The organism is Luteimicrobium sp. NPDC057192 (assembly GCF_042670205.1).
In the GTDB taxonomy this organism is placed as follows: domain Bacteria; phylum Actinomycetota; class Actinomycetes; order Actinomycetales; family Cellulomonadaceae; genus Luteimicrobium.
In genome coordinates, this window is the sequence record NZ_JBHUWD010000035.1 from 19,588 (window position 1) to 38,523 (window position 18,936).

General features: G+C 75.6%; 13 protein-coding genes. 6 read left to right on the forward strand and 7 right to left on the reverse strand.

Going from position 1 to position 18,936, the window contains the following annotated elements:
- Positions 1-9 precede the first annotated feature (9 nt).
- Together ACFT5B_RS15595 and ACFT5B_RS15600 are read right to left on the reverse strand one after the other, a co-directional pair.
- Positions 10-1,458: an NCS2 family permease gene (locus tag ACFT5B_RS15595; protein ID WP_386799845.1), complete on the reverse strand. Its 1,449-nt coding sequence runs from the start codon at positions 1,456-1,458 to the stop codon at positions 10-12.
- 61 nt (positions 1,459-1,519) lie between these two features.
- Complete coding sequence (locus ACFT5B_RS15600) at positions 1,520-3,037, reverse strand: sugar transferase (protein ID WP_386799847.1); 1,518 nt, start codon at positions 3,035-3,037, stop codon at positions 1,520-1,522.
- A 268-nt stretch (positions 3,038-3,305) separates the two neighbouring features.
- Here ACFT5B_RS15600 and ACFT5B_RS15605 point away from each other — a divergent pair, with 268 nt between their 5' ends.
- Both ACFT5B_RS15605 and ACFT5B_RS15610 read left to right on the forward strand, forming a co-directional pair.
- On the forward strand, positions 3,306-3,560 hold the full coding sequence (locus tag ACFT5B_RS15605; protein ID WP_386799849.1) for a DUF2530 domain-containing protein: 255 nt from the start codon (positions 3,306-3,308) through the stop codon (positions 3,558-3,560).
- A gap of 170 nt (positions 3,561-3,730) precedes the next feature.
- Entirely contained in the window at positions 3,731-6,259 is a 2,529-nt protein-coding gene (locus ACFT5B_RS15610) for a choice-of-anchor D domain-containing protein (RefSeq protein ID WP_386799851.1), read from the forward strand.
- A 53-nt stretch (positions 6,260-6,312) separates the two neighbouring features.
- On the opposite strand, the gene ACFT5B_RS15615 is transcribed toward ACFT5B_RS15610, so the two are convergent.
- From ACFT5B_RS15615 to ACFT5B_RS15630, 4 genes are all read right to left on the reverse strand, one after another.
- Positions 6,313-9,573 (reverse strand): sacsin N-terminal ATP-binding-like domain-containing protein, encoded by a 3,261-nt coding sequence (locus ACFT5B_RS15615; protein ID WP_386799853.1) that lies wholly within the window; start codon positions 9,571-9,573, stop codon positions 6,313-6,315.
- A complete protein-coding gene (locus ACFT5B_RS15620; RefSeq protein WP_386799855.1) occupies positions 9,570-10,559 on the reverse strand; it encodes a DUF3027 domain-containing protein in 990 nt (329 codons plus the stop codon). The genes ACFT5B_RS15615 and ACFT5B_RS15620 overlap by 4 nt, the downstream gene beginning before the upstream one ends.
- Before the next feature lies 1 nt (position 10,560).
- Positions 10,561-10,953 (reverse strand): cold-shock protein, encoded by a 393-nt coding sequence (locus ACFT5B_RS15625; protein WP_386799857.1) that lies wholly within the window; start codon positions 10,951-10,953, stop codon positions 10,561-10,563.
- A 184-nt stretch (positions 10,954-11,137) separates the two neighbouring features.
- Positions 11,138-12,523, reverse strand: a complete 1,386-nt coding sequence (locus ACFT5B_RS15630) for an FAD-binding oxidoreductase (RefSeq protein WP_386799859.1) — start codon at positions 12,521-12,523, stop codon at positions 11,138-11,140.
- A 126-nt stretch (positions 12,524-12,649) separates the two neighbouring features.
- Here ACFT5B_RS15630 and ACFT5B_RS15635 point away from each other — a divergent pair, with 126 nt between their 5' ends.
- The gene (locus ACFT5B_RS15635) at positions 12,650-13,084 is read left to right on the forward strand and encodes a MarR family winged helix-turn-helix transcriptional regulator (protein WP_386799861.1); all 435 of its coding nucleotides are present in this window, start codon (positions 12,650-12,652) and stop codon (positions 13,082-13,084) included.
- Between the two features lie 7 nt (positions 13,085-13,091).
- Here the strand turns inward: ACFT5B_RS15635 and ACFT5B_RS15640 are convergent, their stop codons facing one another.
- Complete coding sequence (locus ACFT5B_RS15640; protein WP_386799863.1) at positions 13,092-13,871, reverse strand: class I SAM-dependent methyltransferase; 780 nt, start codon at positions 13,869-13,871, stop codon at positions 13,092-13,094.
- Between the two features lie 42 nt (positions 13,872-13,913).
- Here ACFT5B_RS15640 and ACFT5B_RS15645 point away from each other — a divergent pair, with 42 nt between their 5' ends.
- From ACFT5B_RS15645 to ACFT5B_RS15655, 3 genes are read left to right on the forward strand one after another with little or no spacing between them, the layout of a single operon-like run.
- Positions 13,914-14,687: an arylamine N-acetyltransferase gene (locus tag ACFT5B_RS15645; protein WP_386799864.1), complete on the forward strand. Its 774-nt coding sequence runs from the start codon at positions 13,914-13,916 to the stop codon at positions 14,685-14,687.
- A 10-nt stretch (positions 14,688-14,697) separates the two neighbouring features.
- Positions 14,698-17,268 carry a helicase-associated domain-containing protein gene (locus ACFT5B_RS15650; protein WP_386799866.1) on the forward strand — a complete coding sequence of 857 codons (2,571 nt, stop codon included), beginning with the start codon at positions 14,698-14,700 and terminating at the stop codon, positions 17,266-17,268.
- The gene (locus tag ACFT5B_RS15655) at positions 17,265-18,917 is read left to right on the forward strand and encodes a DNA repair helicase XPB (protein ID WP_386799868.1); all 1,653 of its coding nucleotides are present in this window, start codon (positions 17,265-17,267) and stop codon (positions 18,915-18,917) included. Before ACFT5B_RS15650 ends, ACFT5B_RS15655 begins: the two co-directional genes overlap by 4 nt.
- The last annotated feature ends 19 nt before the right edge of the window (positions 18,918-18,936 follow it).

Below are 18,936 nucleotides of genomic sequence, written 5' to 3' on the forward strand. Positions count from 1 at the left end.
CGCGCCTGGTCAGGCGTTGAGGAGCTCCCGGATCGGTCCGAGCGCGAAGTACACGATGAACGCGGCCCCGGCGATCCACATCAGGGGGTGGATCTTGCGCGCCTTGCCGACCGCGATCTGCAGGACCACGTAGGCGACGAACCCGGCGCCCATGCCCGTGGTGATCGAGTACGTGAACGGCATGAGGACGATCGTGAGGAAGGCCGGGATCGCGACCTCCCAGTGCTTCCAGTCGATGCCGGAGACCTGGGTCATCATGAGGAAGCCGACGACGACGAGCGCGGGCGTCGCCGCCTCGTAGGGCACCATCGCGACGAGCGGCGCGAGGAACGTGGCGAGCAGGAACGCGATTCCGGTCGTGACGCTCGCGAGACCGGTGCGGGCGCCGTCGCCGACGCCCGTGGTGGACTCCACGTAGGCGGTGTTCGACGACACCGACCCGACACCACCGGCGACCGCGGCGACGGAGTCGACGACGAGGATCTTCTTGGTGCCGATGGGGTCGCCCTGGGCGTCGAGGAGCTTGGCCTCGGACCCGACGGCGACCATCGTGCCCATGGTGTCGAAGAAGTCCGCGAGGACGAGCGAGAACACCAGCAGGACGACGGTGAGGATGCCGAGCTCGCGGAACCCGCCGGTGAGCGAGAAGTGGCCGACGATCGAGAAGTCGGGCACCGCGACGATCTTGTCCGGCCACTCGGGCACGTCGAGCGACCAGCCGCGGGGGTTCTTGTCGCTCTGGGCCCCGATCGCGAACGCGGCCTGCAGGAGCGCCGCGGCGACGGTCATCACGATGATCGAGATGAGGATGGCGCCGCGGACCTTGCGGACCATGAGGACGAGCGTGAGCAGCAACCCCACCACGAACACCAGCGACGGCCAGCCGGCGAGCGACCCGCCGATCCCGAGCTGGAGCGGGGTGCCGCTCCCCGGCCGGACGAACCCGGAGTCGAAGAAGCCGAGGAGCGCGATGAACAGGCCGATGCCGACGCTGATCGCGACCTTGAGCTCACGGGGCACGGCCCGGAACATCGCGGTCCGGAAGCCGGTGAGGACGAGGATCAGCATGACGATGCCCTCGAGCACCACGAGGCCCATCGCGTCGGCCCACGTCATCCCGGGCTGCGCGGCGATGGAGAACGCGACGACCGCGTTGAGGCCGAGGCCGGTCGCGATCGAGAGGGGGAAGTTCGCGACGGCGCCCATGAGGATCGACATGGCGCCCGCGACGAGCGCGGTGGTCGCGGCGATCGTGGCGCGGCCGTCGGCTCCGCCGAGGAATGCGCCGGTGCCGTCCTTCCCGCCGAGGATGAGGGGGTTCAGCGCGATGATGTAGCACATCGAGAAGAAGGTGACGAGGCCACCTCGGATCTCGGTGCCGATCGTCGAGCCGCGCTCGCTGATCTTGAAGAACCGGTCGACGGCGGAGCGCTGCGCGGCAGGGGCGGCGGACGTCATGGGAGCATCGTGCCAGATTCCGGCGGCTGTTCGGCGCCGTCGGACGTGGCGGCCGAGCGGCTCAGAACGCCCCGTCGCCCCGGAGGACGGCCTTGGCGGTGCGCGCGAGGATCACGAGGTCACCGAACAGGGTCCAGTTCTCGACGTAGTAGACGTCGAGACGCACGCTCTGCTCCCACGAGAGCTCCGACCGGCCGCTCGTCTGCCACAGCCCCGTCATGCCTGGCTTGACGAGGAGCCGACGACGGACGTCGCTCTGGTACTCGGACACCTCGCCCGGGAGGGGAGGTCGCGGGCCGACGAGGCTCATGTCGCCACGGAGCACGTTGAGGAGCTGCGGGAGCTCGTCGATCGAGTAGCGGCGCAGGACGTGGCCGATCCGGGTCACGCGCGGGTCGTCCCGGATTTTGAAGAGCGGGCCGGCGGCCTCGTTGAGGTCGGCGAGCGCGTGGACCTCGGCCTCGGCCCCGTCGCGCATCGAGCGGAACTTGTACATCGGGAACAGCGTCCCGTTGCGCCCGACGCGCTGCTGGGAGAAGAGGACCGGGCCGCGGCTCGTGACCTTGACCGCGACGGCGGCCACGACGAGCAAGGGACTCAGGAGCAGCGTGAGGACGAACGCCCCGAACCAGTCGGTGAAGGCCTTGAGCCAGTAGCGGCCGCCCGTGAACCGGGGAGCCTCGACGTGCACGAGCGCCGCGTTCTCCGCGGGCGTGATCGCGATGCGGGGCCCCGCGACGTCCGCGAGCGCCGCGGTGAGCATGAGGTCGACGCCGGAGGGCTCGAGCTCCCAGCCGAGGCGGCGGACGACGTCCTTGGTGAGGGCGCCGGAGCCGGTCACGGCGACGGTGTCGACGCCGATGGCGCCGGCGATCTCGGCGGCGCCGAAGACGTCGCCGAGGACCGGCACGCCCTGGACGTCCGGGCCGTCGCCGAGCTCGGCGACGGGTACGCACGCGCCCACGACCCGGTAGCCGGAGTCGCGGCGGTTGTTGAGGTCGGCCACGAGGTCCTCGACGTGCGAGCGGTGCCCGATGGCGAGCACCGTCGACATGCACAGGCCCTCGTCGCGCCGGCGGTGCAGCCACTGCCGCCAGGCGTAGCGGCCGAGGAGCAGCGTGACGAGCCCGAGCGGGGCGGCGACCGCGATGTACCCGCGGGCGCCGTACTCGCGGGCGACGAACGCCACGATCGCGAGCGCCGCGAAGACGCGCCAGGTCGCGCCGAACACGCGCTGGTACTCGGTCGATCCCGCACCCATCACCTTGATGTCGCGCGACTTGGTGTAGGCCAGGAAGGCGAACCAGACGACGGCGATCGCGACGGCCCGTACCGGGTCGTGCCACGTGAGCCCGGCGTCCCCACGGCGCGCGGCGATGCCCCGCCAGTGCACGACGTAGCCGATGACGACCGAGAGGAGGATCGCGGCCGCGTCGGTGGCGAGGACACGGCGACGGAACGAGGCGTACCAGCGCGACCGGTCGACGTCCGCGCGCGCCGCCCGGACGCGGGCACGCCGACGAGCCTCGGAGGCTCGGGGTGGGGCTCCGCGGAAGCGATCGGCGACGATGCCCGCCACGTTGTTCCTTCCGCTCGCGCGAGTCGTTCGTGCGGCACCGGGAGGGGCGCCGCGACCGCCTTCAGGTCTGCGGCGCCACGCTCGTGCGGGCGGCTCGTCGGACCGAGAGAAGGACCTGCTAAGACGTGAGGAGAATACAGTCCGCGCGATACCTGCCAACGTCGTCATACGCGTCTTTCACCCGGATGAACTGGACGAGTGTCCAACATGTGCCCCGAGGGGCCCCCGCGCAGGTCGCAGCGCCACGGTGCTGGGCTACCCTCGAGGCGTGCCCTCCCTGAAGGACGTCGTGCTCCACCCCGACCGCCGCCGGGCCGAACCGCCCGCCGAGCGGGTCGACCTGCGACCCCCGATCTGGCTCGGCATCGCCGCCTGGGGGATCGCCCTCGTCGTCGCCGTGGCGCTCGAGGCGACGGGCACCGTCACGGGCGGGCGGTTCGTCGCGACGGCGTGCGCCGGCCTCGCCCTGGGCGGGGTCGGGCTGTGGTGGGAGCACCGCAACCGCACCCGCTACCAGGGCTGACGAGCGGACGTCGTCCCGGCTCCCTTGTCGACGACCCAGCCGACGCGCTAGCGTGACGGCGCCTGCATGACCCGCGGAGCGGCTGGTCATTCGCGCATCCCGAGGCCCGCGCCTCGCCACCGTCGGCGAGACGAGCGCGAGCCTCCCGGCATCCGCGAAGGAACGCTCCGATGAGACCCACCCGACCCCGCTCCACCCTGCCCGCGGCGCTCGCCGCCGTCGCGACCGTCGCCGCCCTCGCCGCAGGCGTCGCACCGGCGTCCGCGCACGCGAGCCCCTCCCCGCGGCCCACCCCGACGAGCGTCCCCGGCACGGCGCTCCCGTCGCTCGGCACCGCCCAGCAGCGGGGGGCCACCGGCGACGTCGGGGCGCGCGTCCCCTTCACCGAGTACGAGGCCGAGGACGCCACCACGGACGGCACCGTCGTCGGGCCCTCCCGCGCGTACACGCAGCTCGCGTCGGAGGCGTCGGGCCGTGAGGCCGTGCGCCTGCGTGCCGGGCAGCACCTCGACGTGGTCCTCGCCGCACCCGCGAACGCCGTCGACGTGCGGTACTCCGTGCCCGACGGGACCGACACGACGCTCGCCCTGACCGCGACCGACCCCGCCGGGCGCGCCACCGCCCTCCCCCCGCTCGCTCTCACGTCGCGCTACTCCTGGGCGTACGGGAACTACCCGTTCACCAACGACCCGGCCGACGGCGGCGCGCACCACTTCTTCGACGACGCCCGCACGCTCCTCGGCACGACGCTCCCCGCGGGCACGACGGTCCGGTTCACGGCGCACGCCGACGGGACCGTCCTCGACCTCGCCGACCTCGAGGTCGCGACGCGCACGGCCGCGCCCCGCGGCTCCGTCGACGCCACGGCGTTCGGCGCGGACCCCACCGGGACCACGGACTCGGGCGAGGCGCTGCAGGCGGCGATCGACGCGGCGTCGTCCGCGGGGAAGACCCTGTACGTGCCGGCCGGGACCTACCGGGTGAACCGGCAGCTCGTGGTCGACGACGTGACCGTCGTGGGCGCGGGCGCCTGGTACACGACCCTCACCGGCGACAAGGTGGGGGTGTTCGGCAAGGGCGCGCCCGGATCGACGGGCGTGCACCTGTCGGGCTTCGCGATCGAGGGGACGACGGTCGTGCGCAACGACCAGACCACGGACTCCGGGCTCGGTGGCGTGATCGGCGGCGGGTCCACGATCACCGACCTGTGGATCGAGCACACCAAGGTCGGCGCGTGGCTCGACGGACCCTCGGACGGGCTCACGCTGTCCCGGCTGCGGATCCAGAACACCTGGGCCGACGGCATCAACCTGCACGACGGCGTCGCGCACACCACCGTGTCGGACACGTTCGTGCGGAACACGGGTGACGACGGGATGGCCATGTGGTCGGACCGCGACGCCGACCACGACAACGCGTTCACGCGCGACACCGTCGTGCTGCCGATCCTCGCCAACGCGTACGCCGTCTACGGCGGCCACGACAACGCCGTGACCCGCTCCGTCGCCGCGGACACCGTGACGCACGGGGGCGGCGTGCACGTGGGCAACCGGTTCGGGGCCGTCCCCCTGGCGGGCACCACGACCGTCACCGACGACGTCCTGCTCCGCACGGGATCGCTCAACCCCGACGAACCCGTCCAGGACGGCGCGTTCTGGCTGTGGGCGGCCGACGCCCCGATCACGGGACGGGTCGTCGCGCACGGCCTGACGATCCTCGACTCGTCGTACGCGGCGATCCAGGTGCACGGGTCGTCGGTCGCGGGGCTCGACGTCTCGGACGTGCGGATCGACCGCGCCGGGACCTTCGCGGTCCAGCTCGAGGCAGCCGGGTCCGGCACGTTCCGGGACGTCGTCGCGACGCACCTCGGGGCCTCGACGCAGGGCCGCCCGTTCGGCGTGCTCGACGACGGCAGCGGCTTCGCCCTGACCCGGCAGGGTCGCACCACCGGCTGGAACGGGACCACCCGGACCCTCCCCGCGCTCGGCCAGCTCGAGCTGGCCGAGGCGACCGGCGTGGACTTCGGCTTCCAGGAGCTCGGCACCACCACGGCACGCACGCTCACGATCCACAACCCCGGCCCGCGAGCGGTGACCGTCGAGCAGGTGCGTCCGCCGGCCGGGTTCACGCTCACGCGTGGCTGCACCACGGTCGCCGCGGGCGCGTCGTGCACGCTCGAGCTCGCGTTCAGCCCGACGGCGTCCGCGAACTACTCGGGGCTCGTGACGATCGACTCGACCTCGCCGGCCGGGCCGTACGTCGTCATGCTGACGGGCGTCGGGTTCGACCCCGACGGCAACCTCGCGCTCGGCCGGAGCATCACGTCGAGCTCGCAGGCCAGCGGGTTCGGTCCCGCCAACGCCGTCGACGGCAACCCCGCCACGTACTTCGAGAGCCTCGACGGCGCCGGCTACCCCCAGACCGTCACGCTCGACCTCGGCGAGACGTTCTCCGTCGACCGCATCGTCCTGCGGCTCCCCCCGGGCTGGGGCGCGCGCACGCAGAACATCGGGATCGAGGCCGACGGCGCTCCGCTCGTCCCGGCCACCGACTACACCCTCGACCCCGCCGTCGACGACAACGCGGTGACGATCACGTTCCCCGCGACGGACCTGCGGACACTGACCTTCACCCTGAGCGGGAACACGGGCTGGCCGCCCGCGTCGCAGCTCTCGGAGATCGAGGTCTACGCCCACTGACGGCCGTTCGCCGGCGGTGGCGCTCGTCCGAGGACGAGCGTCACCGCCGGCGGTCAGTCCCAGGCGGTCTCGGCGACGAGCGCGTCCGCGGCGGACGGGTCCGCGAGCGCGGCCGCGAGCGCGTGCCGCAGCGTCCAGTCCCCCGCGGCCAGCGCGAGGCCGCGCGCCAGCCCGTCCGTCGTGGTCGCGTGCACGACGACGTCCGGTGCGTCTCCCGGACCGTCCGCCCTCCGCGTCACCCACCACGGGACCCGGTGGCCGGCCACGACCAGGTGCTCGTGCCGGACCGCCACGACGGCCAGCCCGGGGACGAGCGCGGCCACCGAAGCGGGAAGGTCCCACGGCCGACCGTCCCCGGACCCGGCACGCACCTCGCCGTCGGCGGCGGGGGCCTCGCGGTCGGGGGCGACGTCGTCGGGCTGCAGGTCGAGGTCGAGCGCGTCCGCGACGGCCCCGGCCTCGTCCGGGGACGCCGGCACCACGGGTCCGAGCACGGCGGCGTGCGGCCCGGACCCGACCCGCACGTCCGCCGGCTCGACGACGCGCGCCCGCGGACGGCCGGCGTCGTCGAGCACGAGCGCGAGGACCCGGTCCGGCGGAGGGTCCCAGACGGCACCGCCCGACGCGGCCGACCTGACGGCCCGCCACAAGGCCGCGGCGTCGGCGAGAGGCACCTCGTCGTCGGGCGCACGGTCGGCCACGCGGTCGAGGACGTCGCCGAGCGCGTCGACGTCGAGCTCGGCGAGGCTCCTGACCGCGCCGAGCGCCTCGGCGACCCGCGGGTCGGCGAGGGCGTCGTCGAGCCCGGCGACGTCCGGGGCGGTCGCGTCGAGCCCGGGCACGAACGGCACGTGCGCGGCCGCCGCGACGGCCGCCGGGACGGTGAACGGCGCACCGAGCCGCGCGCGGACCCAGCCGGCCAGGTGCGACGGCTCGCCCAAGGGGCGCGCCAGCAGCGCAGCCCGCAGCCGGGGGTCGGCGAGGACGTGCCGCACGACCTCGGCGGTCGCGTCGTCGGGCACGGCGTCGAGCGGCACCACGACGTCGAGCTCGTCGACGAGCGTCCCTCCGCCCACGCGGTCGGCGAGCGTCTCGAGGTGGTCGAGGACGTCGTCGCCGAGCAGGTCGTCGAGGCCGTCGGGCAGGGTGGCGTCCTCGCCCGCCGAGGGCAGGACGACGTCCCGCAGGACCACGACGTCGAGGTCGGCGTGCGCACCGAGCGCGACGGCGTCCGCGGCGAGGTCGGCGGTGCCGGCGCCCGCCGCGGGGAGCAGCGCGCCGACGTCGAGGAGGTCGAGGTCGAGCACGTCGGCGGCCCACGTCCCGGGGACGGCGAGGTCGCCCGCGGGCTGCGACGCGGCGGGCTCGCCCGTCTCGCGGTCGAGCGCGGGCAGCAGCACCGCCGCGAGGGAGCGCGGGAGCGTCGCCGCCGGATGGGCCCGGCGGACCGCACCGACCACCGCCAGCACGTGCGCCGCGGCGTCGTCGTCGGGCTCGTCCGTGTCGTCGGCGGCGCGCAGGATCGCGGCCCTGACGGCCGGGAGGTCGAGGACCGCGGGGTCGTCGGGCGCGAGGGCGCCGAGGTCGTGGAGCACGGGGTGCGCGGCGTCGGGGTGGACGGCCGGTACGCCCCAGGCCCGGAACGCGTCGAGCACCGCGTCGGGCGCCGCCCCGGCGACGACGCCGCGCGCCCCGCGGACGGTGACCGCCACCGCGCCCGGGGCGTCGGCCGCCGGGACGACGGGCACGGGCAGCGCGGCGAGCGCCTCGCGCACGCCGGGGTCGGTCGCGTACGGGGCGAGCGCGGCGAGCGCCTTTCCCCACCCACCGGGTGGCAGGCCGGGCGCGAGGTCCTCGACGACGTCCGCGAGGGGCCGCACGGACACCCCGAGCAGGCGGGCAGCCGCCCGCGCGGACGGAGGCAGGACGACGAGGCCGTGCAGCGCGGGACGCAGCGCGTCGACGACGACGCCGTCGGCCCCGACGGGTCCCTGGATCGCGACCGCCTCGCGGGCGGGCGTCCCGTCGAACAGCGGCGCGTCACGCAGCGCCTCGATCGCGGCCTCCTGCACGACGGCGTCGACCCACCCGGCGGGGACGCCGCCGGGCACGAGCGAGAGCGCGGCGCGCGGACGGTCCCGTGCGACCTCCGCGACGGTGCGTGCGAAGAGCGCCCCCGCCTCGCGCGCCACGTGCTCCGCGAGAGGGCCCTCGACCACGTGCCGCCGGGTCGCGTCGAGCGGGAGCGTCGCGACCAGCACACCGGGCAGCGACGTGCGGTCGGCGGTCGGCGTGGGCGCGTGCACGACGCCGGGCGCGACCTCGCCCGGGGCGGTGTCGTCGACGGGTAGCGCCCAGGTCACGCTCCAGCCGGTGCGGTCGCGCTCCTCGACGGGACGGTCCGCGAGGAGCTCGGTGGGGACTGCGCCGTGCGCTGTCGCGACCCGCCACCCACGCGCCGGCGAGAACGTGTCCCGGTCGAGGACGCGCGCCGCCGCACCCGCCTCGACGTGCACGACGTCGAGGGCGCCGAGCGCGAGCAGGAGCGCGGCGTCGAGGCCGTCGAGCTGACGCCGGGCTGCGGTCACGGCGTCGTCGTCGCGCAACGCAAGCACGACGGCCGTGGTCCGGCCCGTCGACGGCAGGACGGGGGCGCCCACCGCGTCCGCCATCCCGTCGGCGTCGTCGGCAGGAACCGGGAACGGCAGGCGCAGGACGGGCAGCGCCTCGCCACGACCAGGCAGCCGGTCGTCCAGGCCGGCCTCGGCGAGGAGCTCGCGCGTGCGGGTCAGGGAGAACGCGACGCCGCTGACACCGTCGGACCCGGGGTCACGGGTGAGGACGACGACGTCGTCCGACACGGACCGCACCGCCGCGAACCCGACGCCGAACCGGCCGACGGCCCCCACCGGCGCCCCGCTCGCCGCGGCCGGGGGTTCGCCCGAGGTGGCGGGAGCGAGCGACTTGGTCGACGCCCGCAGGGACGCGAGCGACGCGACACCCTCGGCGGTCAGAGGCGCGCCGGTGTTCTCGGCGACCAGGTAGCCCGCCGGTCCACCCTCGCTCGCCGGCACCCCGCCGCGCGGCGGGACGACGAGCCGGAGCGTGAGCTCACCGGGCGGGTCTCCGGCCGCGGCGGCGTCGGCGGCGTTCTGCGCGAGCTCGACGACCACGCGGTCGCGGTACCACCCGCGTGCGTGATCCTCCTCGAGGTTGGCGTCCTCGCGCAGGCGCGTCGGAGAGGACTGCCAGGCCCGGACGGCGGCGTCCCGCAGGACCGCGGTGCCGAACGGGTCGGCCGGGGCGTCGCTCACGGCGCGGGCGTGGTCTCCTCGGCCGACGCCTCGGCGACGGGCCCGCCCTCCTCCGGCGACGCGGGCGCGGCCTCGACGACCGCCTCCGGCTCCTCGGGCGCGGCGGGCTCGGCGGCCGCCTCCGCAGGGGCCGCAGGCTCCTCGACGGGTGCGGGCTCGTCGGCGACCGCCGGCTCGGGCGCGGCCTCGACGTCGATGCTCAGCTCGTCGATCAGCGGGTCCGGGGCGGGCCAGTCGGTCGCGTGCTGCGGGACGTCCGTCTCGGAGTGCGCGCCGCAGCCGTGGTCGAGGCTGACGACCTTGCCGTCGTCGGGCGACCAGGCGTTCGCGCAGACGCCGAAGACCTGTCCGAGCGCTCCCTGGAGGGGCACGAGGAAGCCGCAGGACGCGCACTCGGCGTCGGCAGCCACCGCACCGGGCGCCGTCGGGCCGCGGGTGCCGCGGTACCAGCGCTCGGCGGCCTCGTCGCGGCCCTGCGGACCGAGCACGCGGACCCGCGCGAGCGCGAGCTCGTCGATCGCGACGCGGTCCTCGTCCTCGTCACCCGTCGGCGTGTAGCCGGGAACCAGGCGCGGGTCGTCGGCGAGGAACGGCAGCACGTCGCCCGTGCCGACGTCGCCCGGGCGCAGGCGCTCGGACCAGGGCAGCCAGCTCGGGGCCAGCATCGCGCCGTCGCCGGGCAGCAGCGCGACCTCGCAGACCGTGGCGGTCCGGCCGCGCGGGACGCGCGACACGCTGACCGACCAGTACCAGCCCGTGTACCCGCGCATCGTGCAGGCGAAGCGGTGCGTGGCGAACCGCTCGGCGTCGACCGTGACCCCGAGGTGCTCCCCGACGTCGGACGCGGACTCCGCGTCCTGCTGGGCCGCCGTGAGCGCGAGCTCGACGGCACCCTCGAGCACCGCGTCGTGACCGCGCGCCGCGCGGGTCGTGCGCGCCGTGCGGGTGGCGCGGGCACGGGTGGAAGGGTCCGTCGTCGCCGCCATGTCAGGCCTCGAGGTCGTCCGCGACGGCCCGGAGCACGGTCGCGACCTTGGTCGCGGCGCCCTTCTCGGGGTAGCGGCCGCGGCGCAGGCCGTTGCCGACGCTGTCGAGCAGCTTGATGAGGTCCTCGACGATGACGGCCATGTCGTCGGCGGGCTTGCGCTTCTGGATGCGCTGCGCACGCTCGACCGACGGCGCCGGCTCGAGGAGGCGGACGCCCATGGCCTGCGGGCCGCGGCGGCCGTCGGCGACGCCGAACTCGACCTTGGCGCCGGGCTTCACGTTCGCGGCGTCGGGCAGCTCGTTGGCGTGCACGAAGACCTCGCCGCCCTCGTCGGACGCGATGAAGCCGAAGCCTTTCGTGGTGTCGAACCACTTGACCTTGCCGGTGGGCACGTAGAACCTCTGCGGTGTCGTCGGGAATGCTCAGCGATCCAGCGTACCGGCCCGGGGCGACCTCGGGCCACGGAGATGTGTCCGTCCCTGGGAACACCCCGCCCGGCGCCGGTCGAGAATCCGGAATCTGCTGCCCGACGACGGCCGTGGCAGCAGATTCCGGAGTCCCCTCTCGCACGTCCCGTCAGGCGCGGACGGCGGCGGGCGCCTCCGCCGGGAGGACGTTGAGGTTGGAGCGGAACAGGTTGCCGGGGTCGACCTGGCGCTTGACCTCCTGCAGGCGCCGGAGCGTCTCGGAGGGGTACGCGTCCGAGGCCGCGGCCGCCCCGGGTTCAGCGACGAAGTTCGCGTACGCGGCGCCACCGAGGCTCAGCCCGTCCGCGGCGCGGGCGACCCAGGCGCGCGCGTCGGCAGCACCGGCACCCGCGGGGCTGACCGCCCCGACCGTCGCCATGACAGCCCGGTCGCGGTGCGCGAACGACGTACCGTCGCGCGGCACCCGCGCGATCGCACCGCCCATCGGGCGCAGGTTGAGGACGGCGACCGGGGTGGGCGCCGTCCGGACGGCGTCGATCACCGCGGCGGCAGCGTCCTCGGCGACCGTCTCCACGAACCCGGTCCGCTGCGCGGGCCACGTACCGACCTGGTTCGGTGCGAGCCCGAACAGGTCGGGGTAGGGCTGCGGTCGGACGAGGTCGACGAGCAGGGTGCCCGCGGCGCGGAACGGCGCGAGGACCGCGCCCGCGACGTCGGGCGAACCGGAGTGGCAGACCAGCGCGACCACGATCGGCGTCCCGTGCCGCTCGGCCGGCAGGAACGGCGCGGGCGGCGCCTTCATCACGTTGACCATGAGCGAGAGCTCGTCGGGCGCGGCTGCGGCCGCGGCGAGCAGCGCGCCGACCGTCGTCGGGTCCGGAGCGAACGCGAGCAGGCCGCCCGTCACCACCGTGGTCGGCGTGAGCCGGAGGTCGAGGCGCGTGACGACGCCGAAGTTCCCGCCGCCCCCACGGAGCGCCCAGAACAGGTCGGCGTTCTCGTCGTCGGACGCCCGGACGATGCTGCCGTCCGCGAGGACGACCTCGGCGCCGAGCACGTTGTCGAGCGTGAGCCCGTCCCGTCGGCTGAGGTACCCGATCCCGCCGCCGAGCGCGAGCCCGGGGACGCCGACGCTCAGCGTGTCGCCGAACCCGGTCGCGAGGCCGTGCGCCGCCGCGGCGGCGGTGTAGTCCCCCGCCGTCGTGCCCGCGGACGCGACGCCGACGCGGCGCCCCGGGTCGATCCGCGCGCCCCCGAGCAGGCGCAGGTCGAGAACGAGTCCGGCCGCCACCGTGCCGTACCGCGCGTACGCGTGGCCGCCGCCCCGGACCGCGAACGGCACGCCCGTCTCCGCGGCGGCACGCACGGCCGCGGCCACCTCCCCCGCGTCGCGAGGTCGCGCCACGAGCGCCGGCGCCGCGCCGTCTCCCGCGAAGACCACGGGCGCCACGTCCTCGAACCCGGCGCAGTCGCTCGCCAGCAGACGCCCGGCCCAGCCGCCGAGCCTGGCCCTCACGTCGTCGATCGCTGCCATCGTCCCGCCTCCCCTCGGACCCCGGGCGGGTCCGTCCGCAACAACGTTAGATAGCAAACGATTAGATATCAAGAGGTTAGCGCCCTGACGATCTGACGTCCAAAGAACCGCGGCTACGCTTCCCTCATGAGCTTCGGCGAGCACAGGGCACTCGGCATCACGCTCTGGGAGACGACCCAGACCGTGAACAGGGCCTTCGAACGCCGGCTCGACGACGCCGGCGGCAACCGCGCCGTCTGGTTCATCTTCCTGGCGCTCGCCCGCGGCTCGAACCCGACCCAGCGCGACCTCGCCCGCACCGTCGGGATCACCGACGCGACCCTCACGCACCACCTGACGTCGCTCGAGCAGCGCGGGCTCGTCACGCGCACCCGCGACGAGCACGACCGACGCGTCCTGCGCATCGCGTTCACGCTCGAAGGGCGGGCGTCGTTCGAGCGGATGCGCGTGGCCGCGGTCGAGTACGACGAGGTCCTCAAGTCCGCGCTCGGCGACGACGTGGACCTCGTGTTCGACGCGCTCAAGCGTCTCGCCGCGGTCGCGGAGGAGCCCGCGGGCTGACGCGGCCTCAGCCCGCGACGACGAGGACCAGCGAACCGTCGAACGTCGGCTGCGTGCGCAAGTGGCCGTGGCGGGCGTCCCACGCCCCGGACGCGAGGTCGTCGCCGAGGTCGCGGACGAACCGCGCGTGGACGGCGTCGTCGACGAAGCTCCACGCGGACATCGCCGCACGCACCTCGGGCTCGAGGAGGCGCTCGGGGCGTCCGTAGTACGCCTCGCCGAAGCCGTCGGTGCAGTCGAGCGGGACGGGCACACCCCGGACGACGGCGTCTCCCCCGAGCAGCGCCCCGATCGACTCGGGCGCGGGGTAGCGGCGGGCCTCGGTGGCGATCACCTCGGGCGCGTACGCGGCGAGCCAGAACCGCTCCAGCAGCGCCGGGTCGCACGTGAGCACGACGACCGGCCCGCGCGTCACGCGGCGCACCTCGCGCAGCCCGGCGGCGAGGTCGCCCCACTGGTGCACGGAGAAGGTCGTCATGGCGGCGTCGAAGGTGCGGTCGTCGAAGGGCAGGGACTCGGCCGTGGCGTCGATCGCGGGCACGAGGCCGGCCGGGCGCTGCGCGCGCATCGTGGCCGACGGCTCGACGGCCGTCACCGCCCGGTCGCGCGGCTCGTACGACCCGGCGCCCGCCCCGACGTTGAGGACCGTGCGCGCGTCGCCCAGCGCGGCGTCGACCGCCGCGGCGATCCGCGGGTCGGCGCGGCGCAGGTCCGCGTAGCCGACGCCGTGGGCCGCGTAGTCGACGTCGCCGGCCGAGCCGTCCTGGTGCGTGCGTCCACGGGACATGGCCTCACCGTAGCGGGGCGCGCGGGTCGTAGGGTCGCAGGCATGACACCCGACGTCGTCGCGCGGTACCTCGGGCGGATCGGGCTGCCACCCGCGCCGCCCGCGCCCACGCTCGAGGCGCTGCGGACGCTCCAGCTCGCGCACCTGCGCACGGTCCCGTTCGAGAACCTGGGCATCCACCTGGGCGAGCCGGTCGAGCTCGACGAGGACACGCTCGTCCGGAAGATCGTCGACCGGCGCCGCGGCGGCTTCTGCTACGAGCTCAACGGCCTGTTCGCCGCGCTGCTGCGCGCCCTCGGGTACGACGTCGACCTGCTCGCGGCGCAGGTGTTCGGCGACGACGGACCCGGCATCCCCCTCGACCACCTCGCCCTGCGGGTGGCCCTCGACGAGCCGTGGTTGGTCGACGTGGGGTTCGGCCGCTCCCACCACCGTCCGATCGGGCTCGGCCGCCGCGAGGAGCAGCCCGACCCGGACGGCGTCTACACGGTACGCACCGCGTCCTACGGCGACCTCGACGTCCTGCGGGACGGCACGCCGCAGCTCCGCCTCGACACCCGGCCCCGGGAGCTCTCCGAGTTCGTGCCGACCTGCTGGTGGCACAGCACGTCCCCGGCGTCGCACTTCGCGCGCGGTCCGGTGTGCTCGCTGCTCCTGCCCGACGGCGGACGCGTCACGCTGACGGGCTCCACGCTCGTCCGCACCGCCGCCGACGGCAGCCGCACCACCGCGGACGTCCCGGACCCGCTCGCCGCGTACGAGGAGCTGTTCGGCATCCACCTCGACCGACCACCGTCCCCGCCGCCCGCACCGTAGACTCGATCGGATGGCCAGGCCCGACCGGAGCACCGCTCGCAGCACCGGCGCCGCGCCTGCCCGACCTACCGGCGCCCTCTCGTTCAGCGAGGCGCTGCGCGGGCGGGACGACGCGGCGCTCGTCGCGCTGCTGCGCGCCCGGCCCGACCTGGCGAGCCCCTCCCCTTCGACGATCCGTTCGCTCGCGGCCCGCGCCACGGGCCGGGCGAGCGTCGACCGCGCGCTGGCCGAGCTCGACACGTTCACGCTGCAGGTCCTCGAGGCCTTCGCCGTCCGGGGCGCGGACCCGCACGACCGCGAGGCGCACCGGCTCACCGCCGACGCCGTCGCCGGGGGGCTCGCCCCCGCGGACGACCTCCCCGCGAACGACCTGGCCGCCGCCGCGAGCGCCACGGCCGACCGCCTGGTCCTGCTCGCGCTCGTGTGGGACGCGGCGGCGCCGGGCGCGGCGCCGGACCTGCGTGCGGCGCCCGGGGTGCTCGAGGCCCTCGGCCCGTACCCGGCCGGGCTCCTGGCCCCCGAGCCGGCGACCGCCCCGGACGAGCGCGCACTGGCCCCGCTCGACGACGCCCCACCGGGTGCGCGCGCGATCCTCGACGCCCTGGCGTGGGGGCCGCCGGTCGGCGTCGCGCCCCGGTCGGAGTCGCGCGCCGTCGAGGCCACGCGATGGCTCGTCGAGCACGGGCTCCTCGAGCGCCTCGCCGGGGACGACGCGGGACGCGTCGCGCTCCGGGCGCCCGTGGCCCTCGCGCTCCGCAGCGGGCTCACGCACCGTGGCGTCCGCCCCGCCCCGCCCGCGCCGGACCGTAGTGCGCACCCGACCGCGACGGTCGACGCCGAGGCCGGCCGCGCCGCGGAGGAGTCGGTGCGCCTCGTGGCCGACCTGGTGCACGCGTGGGAGCAGTCGCCGCCGCTGGTCCTGCGCACCGGGGGGCTCGGCGCGCGCGACCTGCGCCGCCTCGCGCTGCGCCTCGACGTCGACGAGCCCACCGCCGCCCAAGTCGCCGAGGTCGCGCTCGCGGCGGAGCTGGTCGCCGACGACGGCGAGGTCCCCGCCTCGTTCGTCCCCACGACGCTCGTCGACGCCTGGCTCGCCGACGACGTCGCGGGCCGGTGGGCCGACCTCGCGCGCGCCTGGCTGGCGTCGTCCCGCACGCCCTGGGTCGCGACGACGCGCGACCCGGCCGGCGCCCTGCGCTCGGCGCTCGACCCCGCGCACACCGCCGGCTGGGCGGCGCGGCTGCGGCGCACCGTGCTCGACGCCGCGGCGTCGTCGTCCGCTCCGCTCACCGCCGACGACGTCCAGGACGTCCTCGCCTGGAGCTCCCCGCGGGCGGTCCCGCCCCGGGACGCGGTGGCCGGCGTGTGGCGGGGGGCGGAGCTGCTGGGCGTCGTCGCGCTCGGGACGCTCGGCGGACCGGGTGCCGCGCTCCTCGCGGAGGCGGACGGCGGGGCCGGAGACGACGCCGACCCGGTCGCCGCGCTCGACGCCGTCCTGCCGCCCGAGGTCGACGACCTGCTCCTCCAGGGCGACCTCACGGGCATCGTGCCGGGCCGCCCGACGCGCGACCTGGCCCGCCTCGTCGACGACGCCGCCACCGTCGAGTCGCGCGGCGGCGCCCTCACCGTGCGGTTCACGCTCGACTCGGTGACGCGCGCCCTCGCGGCGGGCAGCGCGGGCGACGCCGACACTCTGCTGGCAGCGCTCGCCCGGCACACCCGGGGCGCGGTCCCGCAGCCGCTCGAGTACCTGGTCCGGGACGCGGCCCGCCGGTTCGGCCGGGTGCGCGTCGGTGCGGCGCTCAGCTACGTCCGCGTCGACGACCCGGCGCTCGTCGCGTCGTTCCTCGCCGACCCGACCCTCCGGGCGACGGGCCTGCACCAGCTCGGCCCGACCGTCCTGGCTGCCCACGTCCCGGCGGCCGAGCTGCGGGCGGCGCTCGCGTCGTCGGGCGTGAGCGCCGCGCTCGAGGACGACGAGGGCCGGACCGTCAGCACGGAGACGGAACGGCCCCGTACCGTCCCGCCCGGCCGACGCCGAGGACGCTCGCGCTACGGGGCGCCCGTCGCGCCCGCTCCCGTGCCCGCCGAGCGGGCCGCCCGGGCGGCGGGCCTCGTCGCGGCGCGAGCGGAGGCCGTCGTCGCCGAGCTCCGCTCGCGGGACGCGCTCGCCCAGGCCGACGCCTCCTGGGGACGCGGCGACGGGAGCGTGCTGGAGACGGCCCGGCCGGACCGCGACGCGGCGCCCGGCGCACGGTCCCGCACCCGGGGCACGACGGCCCGGGAGACGGCAGAGCGCCGGGGAACAACGGAGCCCGGAGACCTGTTGGGCCTCCTGCACGACGCGATCGCCGAGCAGTCCCTCGTCTCCCTGGAGACCGTCGACGCGCGCGGCGTCCCGGTGACCCGGACCGTCCGGCCGCTGCGGCTCGAGGGCGGACGCCTGCGCGCCGTCGACCCTGCCCGCGACGCCGAGCTCACCGTCGCGGTCCACCGCATCGCGCGCGTCGTGCCGACGGCGAGACCCGCCCCGGCCTCCGCTGAGCTCGATGTCCCGACCACCCGCACGGAGGACGCATGACCGACGGCCCGCTGATCGTCCAGAGCGACAAGACCCTCCTCCTCGAGGTCGACCACCCGCGCGCCGCCGAGGCGCGCCGCGCCATCGCCCCGTTCGCGGAGCTCGAGCGCGCCCCCGAGCACGTCCACACCTACCGGCTCACGCCGCTGGGCCTCTGGAACGCGCGCGCTGCCGGGCACGACGCCGAGCAGGTCGTCGCCGCGCTCATGGACTTCAGCCGGTACCCCGTGCCGCACCCGCTCCTCGTCGACGTCGCGGAGACGATGGCCCGCTACGGCCGGCTCCAGCTCGTCAAGCACCCCACCCACGGGCTGGTGCTCCAGTCGCTCGACCGCGCCGTCCTCACCGAGGTGCTGCGGTCCAAGCGGACCGCCGGCCTGCTGGGCGAGCGGATCGACGAGGACACCGTCGTCGTGCACCCGTCCGAGCGCGGCCACCTCAAGCAGGTGCTCGTGAAGCTCGGCTGGCCCGCCGAGGACCTCGCGGGATACGTCGACGGCGAGCACCACGACATCGCCCTCACCCCGGACGGGTGGGAGCTGCGCCCCTACCAGGAGCACGCGGTCGAGAGCTTCTGGCACGGCGGGAGCGGCGTCGTCGTGCTGCCCTGCGGCGCCGGGAAGACCCTGGTCGGCGCGGGCGCGATGGCGAAGTCCTCCACGACGACGCTCATCCTCGTGACGAACACGGTGAGCGCGCGGCAGTGGAAGGACGAGCTCGTGAAGCGCACGAGCCTCACCGAGGACGAGATCGGCGAGTACTCGGGCGCCCGCAAGGAGATCAAGCCCGTCACCATCGCGACCTACCAGGTCCTCACGACCAAGCGGAAGGGCGTCTACACGCACCTCGAGCTGCTCGACGCCCGCGACTGGGGACTCGTCGTGTACGACGAGGTCCACCTGCTGCCCGCGCCGATCTTCCGCATGACCGCGGACCTGCAGGCGCGGCGCCGCCTCGGGCTCACCGCGACGCTCGTGCGCGAGGACGGCCGCGAGGACGAGGTCTTCTCCCTCATCGGGCCCAAGCGGTTCGACGCGCCCTGGAAGGACATCGAGGCGCAGGGCTACATCGCGCCCGCCGAGTGCGTCGAGGTCCGCCTCACCCTGCCCGACGGCGAGCGCATGGCCTACGCGACCGCCGAGCCCGAGGACAAGTACCGGCTCGCGTCGTCGGCGTCGGGCAAGAACCGCGTCGTGGAGCAGATCCTCGCGCGGCACCCCGACGACCAGGCGCTCGTGATCGGGCAGTACATCGACCAGCTCCACGAGCTCGCCGAGCACCTCGACGCGCCCCTCATCACCGGCGAGACGACGGTCCGCGAGCGCCAGCGCCTGTTCGACGCGTTCCGCACGGGCGAGATCCAGCACCTCGTGGTGAGCAAGGTCGCGAACTTCTCGATCGACCTGCCCGAGGCGTCGGTCGCGATCCAGGTGTCGGGGTCGTTCGGGTCGCGCCAGGAGGAGGCCCAGCGCCTGGGCCGCGTCATGCGCCCCAAGCACGACGGCCGGACCGCGCACTTCTACGCGGTCGTCGCCCGGGACACGGTCGACCAGGACTTCGCGGCGCACCGCCAGCGGTTCCTGGCCGAGCAGGGCTACGCGTACCGGATCGTCGACGCGGAGGACCTCGAGGCCGAGCTCGCGGGCTGACGTCGGGCCGTCCGCGGGG

Coding starts and splice junctions, on each gene's coding strand:
- ACFT5B_RS15595 (WP_386799845.1), bottom strand. CDS start 1,458: ATGACGTCCGCCGCCCCTGCCGCGCAGCGCTCCGCCGTCGACCGGTTC.
- ACFT5B_RS15635 (WP_386799861.1), top strand. CDS start 12,650: ATGAGCTTCGGCGAGCACAGGGCACTCGGCATCACGCTCTGGGAGACG.
- ACFT5B_RS15640 (WP_386799863.1), bottom strand. CDS start 13,871: ATGTCCCGTGGACGCACGCACCAGGACGGCTCGGCCGGCGACGTCGAC.
- ACFT5B_RS15620 (WP_386799855.1), bottom strand. CDS start 10,559: ATGGCGGCGACGACGGACCCTTCCACCCGTGCCCGCGCCACCCGCACG.
- ACFT5B_RS15650 (WP_386799866.1), top strand. CDS start 14,698: ATGGCCAGGCCCGACCGGAGCACCGCTCGCAGCACCGGCGCCGCGCCT.
- ACFT5B_RS15645 (WP_386799864.1), top strand. CDS start 13,914: ATGACACCCGACGTCGTCGCGCGGTACCTCGGGCGGATCGGGCTGCCA.
- ACFT5B_RS15610 (WP_386799851.1), top strand. CDS start 3,731: ATGAGACCCACCCGACCCCGCTCCACCCTGCCCGCGGCGCTCGCCGCC.
- ACFT5B_RS15630 (WP_386799859.1), bottom strand. CDS start 12,523: ATGGCAGCGATCGACGACGTGAGGGCCAGGCTCGGCGGCTGGGCCGGG.
- ACFT5B_RS15655 (WP_386799868.1), top strand. CDS start 17,265: ATGACCGACGGCCCGCTGATCGTCCAGAGCGACAAGACCCTCCTCCTC.